This window comes from Lutibacter sp. (assembly GCF_041596795.1).
Lineage (GTDB): Bacteria > Bacteroidota > Bacteroidia > Flavobacteriales > Flavobacteriaceae > Lutibacter.
The window spans coordinates 1-16,123 of record NZ_JBFHHX010000076.1; the positions used below are offsets into that span (position 1 = coordinate 1).

The 16,123-nt window shown below is 28.4% G+C and carries 9 protein-coding genes and 1 other RNA gene; 6 read left to right on the top strand and 4 right to left on the bottom strand.

Going from position 1 to position 16,123, the window contains the following annotated elements; genetic code table 11:
• Window positions 1-453, top strand: a 453-nt coding sequence (gene bcp, locus ABY298_RS10015) for a thioredoxin-dependent thiol peroxidase (protein WP_372745914.1), incomplete at its 5' end; no start/stop codon positions are given.
• On the opposite strand, the gene ABY298_RS10020 is transcribed toward bcp, so the two are convergent.
• Together ABY298_RS10020 and ABY298_RS10025 are read right to left on the bottom strand one after the other, a co-directional pair.
• A complete protein-coding gene (locus ABY298_RS10020; protein WP_372745915.1) occupies window positions 454-2,907 on the bottom strand; it encodes a carboxypeptidase-like regulatory domain-containing protein in 2,454 nt (817 codons plus the stop codon).
• Between the two features lie 3 nt (window positions 2,908-2,910).
• On the bottom strand, window positions 2,911-4,623 hold the full coding sequence (locus ABY298_RS10025) for a peptidoglycan DD-metalloendopeptidase family protein (protein ID WP_372745916.1): 1,713 nt from the start codon (window positions 4,621-4,623) through the stop codon (window positions 2,911-2,913).
• 164 nt (window positions 4,624-4,787) lie between these two features.
• Here ABY298_RS10025 and ABY298_RS10030 point away from each other — a divergent pair, with 164 nt between their 5' ends.
• The 5 genes from ABY298_RS10030 to ABY298_RS10050 all read left to right on the top strand — a co-directional run bounded on the left by ABY298_RS10030 (window position 4,788) and on the right by ABY298_RS10050 (window position 11,030).
• Window positions 4,788-5,078, top strand: a complete 291-nt coding sequence (locus ABY298_RS10030) for a hypothetical protein (RefSeq protein ID WP_372745917.1) — start codon at window positions 4,788-4,790, stop codon at window positions 5,076-5,078.
• A 13-nt stretch (window positions 5,079-5,091) separates the two neighbouring features.
• Complete coding sequence (locus tag ABY298_RS10035) at window positions 5,092-5,388, top strand: cell division protein ZapA (RefSeq protein ID WP_372745918.1); 297 nt, start codon at window positions 5,092-5,094, stop codon at window positions 5,386-5,388.
• A 53-nt stretch (window positions 5,389-5,441) separates the two neighbouring features.
• Window positions 5,442-5,549: non-coding RNA, 6S RNA (ssrS, locus tag ABY298_RS10040), on the top strand.
• A gap of 50 nt (window positions 5,550-5,599) precedes the next feature.
• Complete coding sequence (rny, locus tag ABY298_RS10045; RefSeq protein WP_372745919.1) at window positions 5,600-7,168, top strand: ribonuclease Y; 1,569 nt, start codon at window positions 5,600-5,602, stop codon at window positions 7,166-7,168.
• Window positions 7,169-7,562: 394 nt separating this feature from the next.
• Window positions 7,563-11,030, top strand: a complete 3,468-nt coding sequence (locus ABY298_RS10050; protein ID WP_372745920.1) for a hypothetical protein — start codon at window positions 7,563-7,565, stop codon at window positions 11,028-11,030.
• Window positions 11,031-11,172: 142 nt separating this feature from the next.
• Here the strand turns inward: ABY298_RS10050 and xerD are convergent, their stop codons facing one another.
• Entirely contained in the window at window positions 11,173-12,069 is an 897-nt protein-coding gene (gene xerD / locus ABY298_RS10055) for a site-specific tyrosine recombinase XerD (protein ID WP_372745921.1), read from the bottom strand.
• 66 nt (window positions 12,070-12,135) lie between these two features.
• Window positions 12,136-16,123 (bottom strand): PAS domain S-box protein (locus ABY298_RS10060; RefSeq protein WP_372745922.1); only part of this gene is annotated, 3,988 nt, incomplete at its 5' end.

The window sequence follows — 16,123 nt, forward strand, 5'->3', positions numbered from 1 at the left end:
ATGACAACATTAAAAGTAGGAGATAAGGCACCAAATTTTGAAGCGTTAGACCAAAATGGAAACACAATAAAACTATCAGATTATAAAGGAAAAAAGTTAGTGTTGTTTTTTTACCCAAAAGCGAGTACACCAGGTTGTACTATGGAAGCTTGTAATTTGCGAGATAATTATCATACTTTTTTAGCTAAAGGTTTTGATGTGTTAGGTGTAAGTGCAGATTCTGCAAAACGACAACAAAATTTTATTGCAAAAAACGAATTACCATTTCCTTTATTGGCTGATGAAGATAAAATTGTAATTAATGCATTTGGTGTTTGGGGTCCAAAAAAGTTTATGGGTAGAGATTATGACGGAATTCATAGAGCTACTTTTATAATTGATGAAAATGGCATTATTGAAGAAGTTATTACAAAAGTAAAAACCAAAGAACATACCAATCAAATTTTGGGTTAATTAAAATTTAGCGTCTAATTTAATATTTAAAACACGTTGTGTCATATAATTTGGAATACCGTAAAACGTTTTTGAATACACATCGCGCACCCAAGTATTAGTAATAGAATTTTGAACATCAAACATATTAAAAATTTCAAACCCTATTGATAATTCTTTAAACTGACCAAGAATACCACTATTGTATTTTTGATAATTGGCATCTTTTAAAACATATGATATTCCAATATCAGCTCTTTTATAAGAATTTAATCTATTTTGATAATCATAAGCATCTGCATATGAAGGAGATCCGCCAGGTAAACCAGAGTTAAAAACCAAGTTTAAATACATTTTAATATTTGGAATGTTTGGTACATAATCCTGAAATAACATGGCAAATTTAAATCGTTGATCAGTTGGACGTGCTATATAACCTCTGTTATTATAGTTTTCTTCTGTTTTTAATAATCCTAAACTTATCCAGCTTTCTGTACCAGGAACAAATTCTCCATTTAAACGAAGATCTAATCCAGTTGCATAACCAATTGCATTATTGTCTGCAATATATCTAACTTTTACATTGTCTACAGTATATACATTTACATCTGTTAAATGTTTGTAATACATTTCTGAAGTTAATTTAAATGGGCGTTCCCATAGTTTAAAACTATAATCGTTTCCAAGTACAATTTGTAACGATTTTTGTGTTTTTACATCAGAAATTACATCACCTGAATAATTTCGTAATTCTTTATAAAAAGGAGGTTGGTTGTACATTCCGCCTGAAATTCTAAAAAGCATATCTTTTTCCCAAGCAGGTTTTATAGAAAACTGTCCGCGTACGCTGTAAATTATTTGGTTTGAAGTTTCAATTTCATCGCCATGTACGTTCCAATTATGAGCTCTAACACCTAAATTATACCAAATTTTATGATTGTTCCAATCTCCAACTTTACTGTATTGAGCAAACCAAACTAACCTATCAATTTTTACATGATTTTGATTTTGAAGTGATTGATATGGAATTAAACTACCCGTAAAAGGTTCGTAGGGTTGATTGTTAGAGAATGTTAACGGCGGTCTAACACTAAAACCAACAGAATCTATAACTTCCCATTCTTTCATTCTATCTTTAATATCTTCGTTCTGAAATTTTATTCCAAAATCTATTAAATGTTCATCTTTTCTATAAGTTCCTTTTAATTCTGCATTGGTAATTAATGCATCTAAATCGTTTCTGGCGTGGTTTAATTGAGAGCCAATTCCTTCAGAAAATTCTACATCACCAAAATCATCAGAACCAAAGTCATTATTAACTTCACCAATATTATAACTTGCCAAAATATCGTAATATTCTTCTTCAATTGTATGATAAGCAGATGTTACTAAGCTTATATTTAAATTAGAATTTACTTCATAATCTGCTTTAAAAGCCCCCAATACGGTTTTAAATTTATCTTTTTCCTGACCTTCATAATATACAATTAGTTCCAGCGGATCTGAAATAGTTCCAAATTTGGTACTTCTAGATTTTGGAGAGTAGTTGTAATTATTTAATGAGAAATTTCCTAAAAAATCAATTTTTAATTTAGAATTAACAGCGTATGATAGGTAGGTTTGTGCATCGGTAAAATTTGGATTTGAATTGGTTTCAATATCGGTACTATTAATAAATAAGCTGTTATTTCTATATCTAACTCCTAGTAAAGCATTTAATTTATTGTTAAAAAGAGTACCTTCAACACTCATACTTCCACCCAAAAGACTTGCATTTACGGTAGATGAAAATTCGGTTGGAATTTTGTAGGTTATATCTAAAACCGAAGAAAGTTTATCGCCATATTTTGCTTGAAAACCTCCTGCAGAAAATTTAATATCGTGTACCAATGCAGGATTTACAAAACTTAAACCTTCTTGCTGACCAGAACGAACCAAAAACGGTCTGTATACTTCAATACCATTTACATATACCAAATTTTCATCAAAATTTCCACCTCTAACATTGTATTGAGTGCTTAATTCGTTGTTATTATTTACACCAGGAAGGGTCATTAAAATATTTTCAATTCCTTGGTTTGCTCCTGGAATTTTAGTTACATCAGCCGGATTTATTTTTATAGTTCCCTGAGCATCTCTCTTGTAATCTTTTACAATAACCTCGTTAATTTCTTCAATTTTTAATTCTAAAATAGGGTAGTATCTAACCGTTTTATTTTTTGGAATTACAATGTGTTTTTGAAGTGTTTTATAAGCTACATGGCTAAATATTACAACAATTTCAATTTCTGATGGCACAGTTAAATTAAACTCACCATTTTTATCAGAAACAACACCATTGTTTAAGTAAGAAATTGTTACCCCTTCAATTGGTTCTTTATTTGTGTTTTTAATAACTCCTTTTATAATTGCATTTTGTGAAGTTGAAACTAAAGTAAAAAGCAAAAAAACAGCGAAAATTAATTGTTTAAACATACATTATTTTTTTCTAAAGAAGGTAGCTTCCAAAGTATTTAAATTTCCAACATTATCTATAACAACAATTTTTAAATTATGTTTTGCTTCGGTATAAATAATTTCGCTAAAATTGTAGGTGAGCAATCCTGTTGTAACATCATATTCCATTAAAATCCACTTTCCATCAATTTCACCTCTAAAAGATTTTATGCCAGATTCTCTATCTAAAATCTTCACTTTTAATTGTGTGTGATTTGAAAGCCATTGATTGTCCTTAAAATTAAATAATGAAATAATAGGTTTTTCTGAATCTGTAAGCAAAGTAAACTTACCTAGTTTTTTTATTGATGTGTAGAATGTATTCTCTTTTTTAATAGTGTTTTCATAATTTTTTCTTCCTTTTTCAGAAATTGAAGCAATGTATAACTGATTTTTTTCAGCTTCGCTATATTTTGAAACATCAAAAGTTAATGTGTAATTATTAGCCAACGGAATAGTTGGTGTATGCACTTTTACAATTTTATCAGATACATTAAAGTCTAAATAAAAATCGTTAAAAAAAGTATTTTTTGGAAAAGCAACTTTTGCATAACTACTGCTAAACTCATTAAACTCTTCATGATTTATTTTAAAAGGCGTAGTCACAGTTTCATTATTTCCAATAATTTCAGCTTTTTTACCAGTAATAGGAATAGTTAATTTTTGTTCGTTTCCCTTAAAATCTTTGGCAATAATATCAACCGTATAATTTAAATTGTTTTCTATTGTTATAATTCCGTTGTTTAAAGAATTTTTTGTTAAGCTTAAATTGTTTTTAGGTTCATTAAAACATTTCTGAATTCTTTGATTTATTAATTGATAGCGTTCATAATCTATTAAAAGATTAATCAGATTTGTTTCATAAAAAGCAAAATCAGTAGCTTTAAACTCGTGTGTTTTTTGCCCGTTTACAAATAACTCCAAACTATAAATTCCGTTATGGTTTGTGGCAGCATCTAATTGATCGTATGTATTAATTCCAAATCCAATTTTACCGTGGGCATATATTCTTTTTGCAATTAAATCACCATTTTCCGACTTTACAAATGTTAATTGGCTAGGTGCGTTTACCTGGTTAATTTGAGAATCTCCATCCATACAATACCCAACTAAAGTATTTATAGATGGTTTTTTAGTATCGCTAATATTAATTCCAAAATATAGCGGATTAATAGTTCTTTCTGTATTGGTATCTCTTATTTCATAATGTAAATGCGGACCCATAAAACCACCAGTTCTTCCACTGTATGCAATTAATTCTTTTTTTGAAACTGGTAATTCGTCTTTAGTTGGAAATACTTCAACTTCAAAGTTTTCAATTTTATACTGTTCCTGTTTAATATAATTTTCTATTCTGTCGCTAAATTTTTGAAGATGAGCATACACAGTTGTATATCCATTTGGATGGGTAATATAAATTGCTTTTCCAAAACCCCAAAGAGAAATTTTTATTCTAGAGATATATCCTTCAGCAGAAGAAAAAACTTGTATACCTTCGCGCTGTTGAGTCTTTATATCAAGTCCAGAATGAAAATGATTAGATCGTAATTCAGCAAATGTTCCCGATAAAACTAACGGAATATCCATTGGGCTTGCAAAGTAATTTGTTGGATACGAATTGTTTACTGAAGCATTTCCTTGAGAATAGCAAAAATTGGCGTAAATTAAAAATGATATAAAGATTATTTTTTTCACAAAAATTGTTTTGGCTAAAATAATAAAATTAATATTTCTTAATTATGAAATATTCAAGCATTTATAAAAAAAATGATTACTTTTCTATAAAATGGAAAAAAACAGTTGTAATATTAATATAGTAATGTTAACTTTGTAATTAATAGTTTAGTTACTTTAGCCAAATGAGTAGTATAACACAAGTTGTTAATTTAGTTGAAGATAAGCTCAAAAATCTTTTAGAAAATTATACTTTTTTAAAGGAAGAAAATGAGTTCTTATACAAGAAAATAGCAGGATTAGAAGCTCAGGTTACTAAAGAAAAGCAAAATTTTAATGAAATTGAAAAACAATATCAATTATTAAAAATTGCTAAAACTATTGAAGGCAGTAAAGAAGATTCAAGAGAAACAAAACTCAAAATAAACGCTTTAATTCGTGAAATTGATGCTTGTATAGCACAATTAAGTGAATAAGATCTTTTAAAAAATGACAGAAGCTTTAAAAATAAAAGTAACCATAGCTGGAAGAGTATATCCTATTAAAGTGAGCAGCGCTAATGAAGAGGAAGGGATGAGGAAAGCTGCAAAAAAAATTAACGATTTGGTTGCAAAATTTGAAAAGAATTACTCTGTAAGTGATAAACAAGATGTTTTAGCAATGTGTGCGTTGCAATTTGCATCACTTGTAGAAATTAATGCCATTACAAAAGAAATTGATTTAAATGAAGCAACAGAAAAATTAAATAAATTAAATGCCATAATAGATGAGCATTTAGCAAAATAAGTTCTTTAAAATATTAATTAATAGTACTGCCTACATTAGTAATTGTTTGTTAAACTCAACACTAGATCTTTATAAAGGATGAGTCTAAACTGTAAAAGCAAGCCGTCTTTGAACGGATCCTTAATCAGTTTGTTAGTCCTAAACTTGTTTATAAGGAGTTTACAATACCTCACTGATGTAGGTTTTTTTATATATATACATTTCAAAAATTATGGAAAATTACATAGTGCCAATTATTATTGGTATAGGAATAGGGTTAACAATAGGTTATATAATTGCAAAAGTTTTAGAAAAAACCAAAGCAACACAAATAATTAAAAACACTAAAAAGGAAGCTTTAACAATTATAAAAGAAGCTAAAATTGAGGCAGAAGCCATTAAAAAAGATAAAATATTACAAGCCAAAGAAAAGTTTATTGAATTAAAATCTGAGCACGAAAAGGTAATTATTGGTCGTGATAAGAAAATGGCTGAAACCGAGAAACGTATTAGAGATAAAGAGTCTCAAGTTTCTCAAGAATTAGATAAAAACAAAAAACTAAATATTGAAATTGAAGCAAAAATTATAGATTATGATGCTAAAATTGAATACTTAGAACGAAGAACAGAAGAAATAGATAAATTGCATAGAAAGCAAGTTGAAAACTTAGAAGTAATTTCAGGTTTATCTGCAGATGATGCTAAAAAAGAGTTGGTAACTTCTTTAAAAGAAGAAGCTAAGTCAGATGCTATGGCGTTTATACAAGAAACCATTGAAGAATCTAAATTAACAGCTCAGCAAGAAGCTAGAAAAGTTATTTTAAACACAATTCAACGTGTTGGAGTAGAACAAACTGTTGAGAACTGTGTCTCTGTTTTTAACATAGAATCGGATGATGTTAAAGGTCGAATTATTGGTAGGGAAGGAAGAAATATTAGAGCATTAGAAGCTGAAACAGGTGTTGAAATTATTGTTGATGATACACCAGAAGCAATTATTTTATCGTGTTTTGATCCTGTGAGAAGAGAAATAGCACGTTTATCATTGCATAATTTAGTAACTGACGGACGTATTCACCCGGCTAGAATTGAAGAAATTGTTAAAAAAACAGAAAAACAAATTCAACAAGAAATTATAGAAATTGGAAAACGTACGGTAATAGATTTAGGTATTCACGGTTTACACCCAGAATTAATTAAAACTATAGGACGTATGAAATATCGTTCATCTTATGGACAAAATTTATTGCAACACTCTCGTGAAGTAGCAAATCTTTGTGGAATTATGGCTGCTGAATTAGGCTTAAATGCAAAATTAGCGAAACGTGCCGGATTGTTACATGATATTGGTAAAGTTCCTGAAACAGAAAGTGAATTACCTCACGCATTATTAGGTATGCAATGGGCAGAAAAATATAACGAGAATGCAGAAGTTTGCAACGCTATTGGAGCTCACCACGATGAAATTGAAATGAAATATTTAATTTCTCCAATAGTTCAAGTATGTGATGCTATTTCTGGCGCACGTCCTGGTGCTCGTCGTCAAGTGTTAGATTCATATATTCAACGTTTAAAAGACTTAGAAGATATTGCTTTTGGCTTTACTGGTGTTCAAAAAGCATATGCTATACAAGCAGGTAGAGAACTACGTGTAATTGTTGAAAGTGAGAAAGTAAACGATGCAAAAGCTGGAGAATTATCGTTTAATATTTCTCAAAAAATTCAAAATGATATGACCTATCCTGGTCAAGTTCGTGTAACTGTTATTAGAGAAACACGTGCTGTAAATATTGCTAAATAGCAATTTATTGTTAAAATAAATTAATTTTAAAAAATCTCGTTTCGGCGAGATTTTTTGTTTTTACTATTTAAATTTCAGTAAAAAATACACTATTTAAACAAATTAATAAATTATGTTTTTTGATGTGTTTTGTTATAAATTCCTTTTTTATTTTACTTATTTAATTATAATAATTTATTTTTTTTGATGAAAAATTAAATTATATGTAATGTAACCTGAATTTAGTAATTAATTTTTTTAAAATAGAGGTAGATTTACTTTTTATATGGAAGTAATTCATTATTTTTATAGCATTAAAATTGGTTAACCAATTTTTGACAGTCTATTTTAGAAATAAATTATCAATCCATTGGTGCCTGAAAATATTAAAAATATAGAATTTAAAAAAAATAAAATGAGTGTAAACAAGGCAAAAAACGGTCAGAGCAGAAAAGATACTGTACAGTATATAAATTTACAGTTAGCTTCTTTAGGTCAGCCAATTTTTAAAGAAAATGAAAATGATCCAGAGAAATTCTGTAATCCTAGACTTCAAAAATTAACAGAATCATTTACTAAAAGCTTTCGAGAAAAATCAAGATTACTTTCAGAATATCTATCGCCTGCAGATTTAAGAATTCAAACTTTTTTAAATGATTATTTAAAAGGTCTTGATTTTAATAAATCGTACCAATTGCCTAATGATACTCTAGTTTTAAATCAAACTGGGCACGCAAGAGAAATTAGTTTACCTCCAAACGGAAATTCTTTTGTTAGTGAAAACATAACTTCACATAGAATAAAACAAGGTATTTTAAACAATCCTATTAACGATAAAAGAACCACCAAAGGTACTTTTCATATTGTTGAAGGAGATTTACCTGTTCCTTTAGATAAAAAAGAGGTTCCTAAAATTGTATTTGCTCATTTTTTAAATGCAGCCTTTAATCCTTCAGACGAGTTAAAAACATTGCCATTTACTGCAAATCAGGAAGATAAAGCAAAAGTAATTGTTTCGTTATTGATGCGCCCGATGGTTTGTCCAGAGGTAAAAGGAGTAATTACTAAAAAAAGTATGGAAGTACGTTTTTTTGCACCAGGAAGTTTGGTAAGTAATTTAGATTTTGTAGAATCTATTTTTGGAAATGCAGGAGATCCTAATTTAGCACATAATGATGCTGCTTTGGATACTGAGCATTGGACAGGACATACAGGTTGTATTATTTTAGCTCCGCAATTAAAAACTTTAAAGAAGAAAGATCTTGGGTTACCTCATTTTGATAATGCAACGGAGCGTCAGAAAAATGATGGAATGTGTTGGAAAAATGAAGATGAATTATATAATGATGGTGGAGCATTTAAAGTAACTTGTAGAGATGATAGAGGTGTAGTAGTAACCATTATTGCAGATAATTATTTTGGATATTCTAAAAAAGAAATTAAAACTCAAATAAGTTATTCCGCAAATTTATTTGGTTTGGTAGAAGAAGAACATTCTGGAGGTGCTATTGCTTATCCAAGAGGTGTTATGGGTGATATTGTTGATGGTGCAGCTTTTTCTTCAAAATTTGGAAATCGTTTTACGTTTAATGAAGTTAAAGAATTATTGGGCGATAGAATTGAAATAAACCCTGCAAATTATGCAGTAGATAAAAAGTACCCTAACTTGGTTTACATTCCAGAAAATGCCTATATAAACACAAATACTAATAGCATTACTTGGACCTATAATAACAAAGAGCATAAATTAGTTTTATCTCCTTTAAAAACATATATACATCCTACAGGAAATAAATTTAAATTAGAAAAACATAAAGCTATTTCTTTGTGGAGAATTGTAAATACAGCTCCTGAAGGTATTTTTTGTCACAAACCATGTACGGTTTCTGGTGGTGGAAAATCAGAAATTTCAAAATCAATGTTAAATGCAATTACATACAGTTCATTTAATATTATAGATATTGATGAGGACTTTAAAAAAGCAGATGAAATTATTGAATTTGATTATTCAAAAAGATGGAAAAATTACGATCCAAGTTTGCCTCCTTCAAGATCATTTTTAAGCAAAGGTAGAACATTAGGTTCTGCTGTAAAATTATTAACACCTTCATCTAAAAACTCTGATGAGTATAATGAATTTGTAAGTAAAATTCCAGTTCATATTCGTTCTTTAGTATTATTTGTAAAACGTTTATATCGTCAAGATCACGAAAAATTAAACTGGAAAGACTGTATGTCTGTTGAAATAGTGAATGGTCAAAAAGGAACTGCTTTAAAGTATTTTAAGACAGATGTTGTAGGTAGTTATGTACGTATTGGATTTAATCAAGAAGGACAATGGTTATTAAATAAATTAAGATCAGATTTTTCTGCGAGTCAAAAAATTCAATTAGAAGATGATATTTCAGCATCTATAACTTTACCTAGAAACCAATTCAAAAATTTAAACCCAGAGTTTGCTAATAAAAGTTTAAAAGTTGTGGCAAACTGTGAAAGTCATTTATTTCAAAGACCAGATGAAGCAATTGTAAGAGGTTATGATGAAGGAGCAGAGCGCGATTTAGTTTCGGACAATGTATTTTTAACAAATTACGAATTGTTGACAAAAAAGGATGCAATTGAAATTTACGAAGACACTATTAATTATGATAAATATACTCAACCTGTAAAAGATCTTATTTTAAGTATTGTAAACAGTCCAAATAATGAAGAGTATTTTTCATTACCATCACATACCAGAATTGTAGACGGAGAACCAACAAAAAATCCACGTTATTTAGAGCGTAATATTTTTATTGATGAAACTGAAGATAGCTATTTAGGAGAAGTTGGAGTGCGTTTATACAGAAAAATTAAATCTGAAGATCCAGTAATAAATGTTGTAAATGCAGTATTGCCAGGTAGAAGAAACAATCCTGTTGATAAAAAAGCGGGAATTCGTCCTTTAGCTGTATATAACCCAATTCATTACCAAGAAGCACCAGAATTGTTTATGGATTTTATTTGTAGTCTTACTGGTAAATCGCCATCTACAACTGGAGCAGGATCTGAAGGAGCTTTAACAAAAGGTCCGTTTAACATGCTAACCCCAACATCTGATTTAAATAATGCATTGTTATCGCATATTTTAACAGAATCAAATGCATTTAGTACGGCAGCAGGTTATGTTGGTGGAGATAATAAAGTTGACCATGATATAAGTTTGTTGATTCCTGAAATTTGGGCGCGTTTAGAAGCTATAGACAGAGATCCAAAAGCATTAATTGCAAATGGATCTTTAGAAAAATTGGAAGATTTTGAGTATGAAGGAAAAAAAGTGCTGGCAAGTAGATTAGGGTATAGAATAACAGATAATTTTTCATGGCGTTGTTTAAATCGTTTGTTTGATGAGCCAAATGCTGTTTTTAATGAAAAAATGTTGAAACCAGAATTGCAAGGGATGGAAGATTTTGTTGATGGTATTGCAAATATTGTAGAGGCACAACAAAAAGTAGCACTTCGTTATTTTGAAGATGGAAGTGTTAATGCTGCAATTCCTCCATTAAAAATATTATTACATATTATGGCTTATGGTCATTTTGAAGGTAAAGAAATTAGCGATCCAACTTTAAGAGCGTATTTTGATAGAGATTATGTTATAAATAGTGATTGGTATAAAGAACGTTTAAAATTAAAACAAGCAAAAGATATTGCGTTTTATAAAAAGCAGATAAATTATTTAGAAGAATTTGCTTCGCATAAAAACAACGAATCTTTAGTAGCTGAATTAAATATATTAGAGCAATTAGAAAAGGTGAAAAGTTTATTTAATGAAGCAAGCTCTAGTAGTTATTTAGAAAGTTTGGTAGGTACAATAGGTGCTGATCCATTATTTAGAAAATAAGAACTGTAAATAAAAGGCTATCTAAAAAAAATAAAAAGCGCCAACCTAAACTAGTTTCAGAATTTGATAGATAATAGTATATATCAATTATAACTTGAAACTAGTTTAGGTTGGCGAAAATTTTAAGTTTAGATAGCCTTTTTTATTTTCTAGGATGAAAAGTTTGTAATACTTCTTTTAAAAAACTTTTATCTAAATGCATATAAATTTCAGTTGTTGTAATACTTTCATGACCTAGCATTTGCTGTATTGCTCTTAAATCGGCTCCTCGTTCTAATAGGTGAGTGGCAAATGAATGGCGAAAAGTATGTGGACTTATTTTCTTTTTAATACCAGCTTTTATTGCCAAGTTTTTAATAATTGTAAAAATCATTACTCGCGTTAATATTTTACCTCTTCTATTTAAAAATATAATGTCTTCATATTTTTTTTGAATATCTATATGAACTCTTATAGAATTAATGTAAAACAGTATATATTTTTGAGTTTGAGTGTTAATGGGTACAAAACGTTCTTTGTTTCCTTTTCCCAAAACTCTAATAAAGCCTTCATCAAAAAACAAATCGGAAATTTTTAAGTTTATAAGCTCCGAAACACGTAAACCACAACTGTATAAAGTTTCTAAAATAGTTCTGTTTCTTTCGCCTTGTGGTTCACTTAAATCTATAGAATTAATAAGTAAATCTATTTCTTCAATAGAAAGTGTATCGGGTAATTTTCGGCCTATTTTTGGAGATTCAATTAAATCTGTAGGGTTGTTTTTTCTGTAATCTTCAAAAACTAAATAATCAAAAAAATTGCGTAAACCTGAAATTAAACGTGATTGTGAACGTGGATTTATAGTTTTAGATGCTGCATATATAAATTCCTGAATTTCATCATGTGTAATTGAAATTGGAGTAACAATATTAGAATTTTCTTCTAAAAATTGAATTAATTTTTTTACATCTCGCGTATAGCTATTTATAGAATTTTCTGCTAAACCTTGTTCTATTTTCAAATAAAACCGATAGTCTTGCAAAGCGTTGTTCCATTTCATAAAGTAAATATAGCCAATAAAATTTCTTTTATTTATTAAAAAATAGGGTTGCTCTAAAAATTGTTTTTAAATAAATTTATTTTGTAACACCATATTTTTATCAATTTTTTCAAATAATTCTAGTTGATTTATTGGTTTTGATATATAATCATTACATCCAGCGGCTAAGGTTTTTTCTTTGTCGCCAGTTTGTACAAAAGCTGTTTGTGCAATTATAATAACCTCTTTATTGGTTTTTCTAATTTCTTTTGCGGTTTCAAATCCGTTTAAAGTTGGCATTTGCATATCTAATAATATCAAATTTATTTCTGGATGATTAGTTAAAAGTTGAATGGCTTCCACTCCGTTAGAGGCTACAAATAAATTTGCTGCTCTTTTAAACAATATTTCTTGTAAATATAATTGTACCAAATTTTCATCATCTACAATTAAAATATTTAAATTATTTAAATGATTGTTTGTGTTTTCTGGAATTTTTATAGTTGAACTTTCAGAAATAGAATTGGTTGTTTTTTCAAATGGTAAGCTAAAAGTAAATGTAGATCCAATACCTTCGGTTGATTCTAAAATAATATCTCCGCCCAGCATTTTAGCATACGATTTTGAAATAGTTAAACCTAATCCAGAGCCTTCAAAAACTTCTTTATCTTCAATATCTGCCTGAACAAATCTGTCAAAAACATAGGGTTGACGATTTTTAGAAATCCCAATTCCTGTATCTTTAACATATATATTTAAAGAATTATTTTGTATAAAGCAACCAACTTCAACACTTCCTTTTTTAGTGAATTTTATGGCGTTTTTTACTAAATTTTGAATGATTGCATAAATTTTATCAGGATCAGAATTTATAATTAGTTCATTAGAATTTAAAGCTAAAGATTTGTGCAATCTTAAGTCCTTTTTTAAAGCTTCTGGTTTAAAAAAGGAGTATATTTCATTAATTTGGTTGGTAATATTTACTTCTTTATTATAAATTGTTACAAGATTTGATTCAATTCTTGAAATATCGATAATATCGTTAATAGTGGTTAACATTCTTGCACCACTTTTCTCAATTATTTCAATATATTTTTGTTGTTTTTCTGCCGATAAATTTGGGGTTTTAAGCAATTCTGAGAATCCAAGAATTCCGTTCATTGGAGTACGAATCTCATGACTCATATTTGCTAAAAAGGCAGATTTTAATCGGTCACTTTCTTCTGCTTTTTCTTTAGAAATTGTTAATTCTTTTAAAATTTCTCTTTCGTTTGTAATATCTTCTTTTAAGGCAATAAAATGTGTTATTTCATTATTAAAATTAAATACTGGAGAAATTGACGCGCGTTCCCAAAATAATTCGCCGTTTTTCTTTTTATTTTCAAATTCTCCAAACCATTCTTTTCCAGATAATAAGGTGTCGTAAAGTTGTTTGTATTCTAAAGCTGGTTTGTTTCCAGAATTTAGTATTCTCGGATTTTGTCCAATTAATTCATCATAAGAATACCCAGTTGTTTCAAATACTTTTGGATTGGCATATTCAATTACAGAATTTTTATTGGTTATAATAATAGAAACTGGACTTTGTTGTATAGCTAGTGATAATTTTGATAGCTCAGTTTGATTATTTTTTAGTGGTGTAATGTCTAATAACATTCCAATAATTTTTCCATTATGTAACCTTGTGTTTAGCAAGCAATATCTAATTTCTTTAGATTTTGTATAGAATTGAACTTCAAAATTTGAAACAAATCCATCTTTCTTTAATAATGTTAGCATTTCTTTTCTCTTAGAAGCATCAACATATAAATCAAAAATATTTGTGTTTTCAAGTTCATTTATTCCTGTAAAACCACTTTGTTCTTTTATATATTGGTTAGAGAATAAAATAGTGCCTTTTAAATCTGTTTCATACACTCCAATTATTGCGTTGTCTACTATAGTTCTATAGTTTTCTTCAGATTCTTTTAGTTTTTGTTCTTGTAATTTTCTATTGGTTATGTTTGCCATAGAACCAACTACTTTTAATGGTTTTCCGCTTTTATCATTAAATTTAAAAGCGCGGTCGTAAACCCAAGCATAGGTTCCATCAGCTTTTAGCAGTCTGTAAGTATCTTCCCAAAGGTTGGCGTCTGATTCAAAAAATTGATATATTTTTTCAGAAACCCGTTCTAAATCTTCTGGATGTACTCTTTTTTTAATATCATCATCGGTATTTCCAAAATCGTTAGGATTCCAACCAAAAATTGTTTCAAAGTTTTTACTACGCCAAAAAGTTTCATTAATTAAATCGCGTTCCCAAATTACTTCGTTTGTAGCTTTTGCAGCTAATTTAAATCGTTTTTCACTTTGTTTTAAAGAATGTTGATAGTTTTTAAGTTTGGTAATGTTAACTAAATATCCCCTTGTTTTTATTAATTTATTTTCATTGTTAAAAATACCAACTAAGTTAACTAAACAATTAATTTTTTCCCCGGTTGAAGTAATAAAATCTACTTCTTCGTTTAAGGCTTTTTTATTTTGTAGTATTAGCTTTAATAAATGGGTTTTTATTTGAGGATTACAGTAATAATCTATAATTTTTTTGCTTTTAGCTTCTTCTAAATTTTTAACTTTAAAAAGTTTTAAAAAAGTACGATTGCAATTTAAAATTTTGCCATTTATTGAAACTGTAAAGTTTGCTGAAATATCATTTTTAAAAATATCATCCAATTCGTTTTTTGCTTCTAAAATTTCTAATTCTTCCAATTTAGATTTGGTAACATCTTTAATCATTCCAGATATTGCAATTGATTTTCCAGAGGCATCCGTTTGGTGGTTTCCAGAAATTCTAATCCATCTTAAAGCGCCATCCGCTCTATGAATTCTACATTCACAATCCCAAGGAATTCCATTTTCTATACATTTTATATATTTTTGATAAACAACTTCTTTGTCAGCGTGGTACACGTGGCTTAAAAAGGTTTCATAATCCCACTTTGGCAATAAAGTTTTATAACCAAATATGTTATCATGTTGAATTGTTCTAAAATTAGTATTGTCAATTAAATTTAGGGTCCAAATACCAATTTTATTAGAGTCTAGTACTAAATTTAAGCGCTCCTCACTAATTTTTAGTTTGTTTAAAGTTACTTTATACTCCGACACATTTTCAACAACACCATCAAATCTAATAATTTTTCCATTTTGGTTTTTAATAGCCTTACAACTTTCTTCAACAGTAATAATTTTACCATTTTTTGTATACCATTTAGCTTCAAATTTTGAAATTTCTCCATAGCGTTCTAAAAGTTGTATAAATTCTTTTCTTTTGTTGGGATCTACGTATGTACCGTTACTTAAATCTTGTTCCATTAAATCGTCTAACGAGTCATATTCTAACATTTTAATTAGCGTAGGGTTTGCTGACAATACTTTTCCTTTTGGTGTAGTTTGGTACAATCCAATAATACTATTATTAAATAAACTTTGATATAAAGATTTACTTTCGCTTAAATCGTTATCAATTTTTTTTGAAATAAATGAATAACTAATAATTATTGTAGATATAAGAACAAATAGTAAAATTATTTGTAATATATTACTTAAATCTACTAAATGAGCTTGAAAAATGCTCTTTAATAGTATATATAAAATAGCAATTGGTAAAAACGCTTTTAGTAACCTACTTTGTATTGTAGATTTAGTTATAATATGAAATGGCCATATTTTAAATTTTAATTGATGTAATTGAATAAAACATATAATTAAAAAAGAAATAACACTTAATAATGATGGGAAAATATCATTATGAAAAATGGATGGTATATTTTCTACATACCCAAAAATAAAAACAGCTGCAATTACAAATTGAACATAAAAAAATAGGTAAATAAAGTAGGTGGTAAATTTATTTTTTTTAAAATTAATTAGGATAAAGTTTAAAGTTGAAAGACCAAAAACCATTACAGTAATGGGAGAAATTAAAATAACTTCGGTAGAAATTAAATTGCCAATTTTAATTAATAGTTGATTTTCAAAGTTATAATTTATAATAAAAAGAGCATCTATAGCATAAAAAAGGACCAGTACTAAA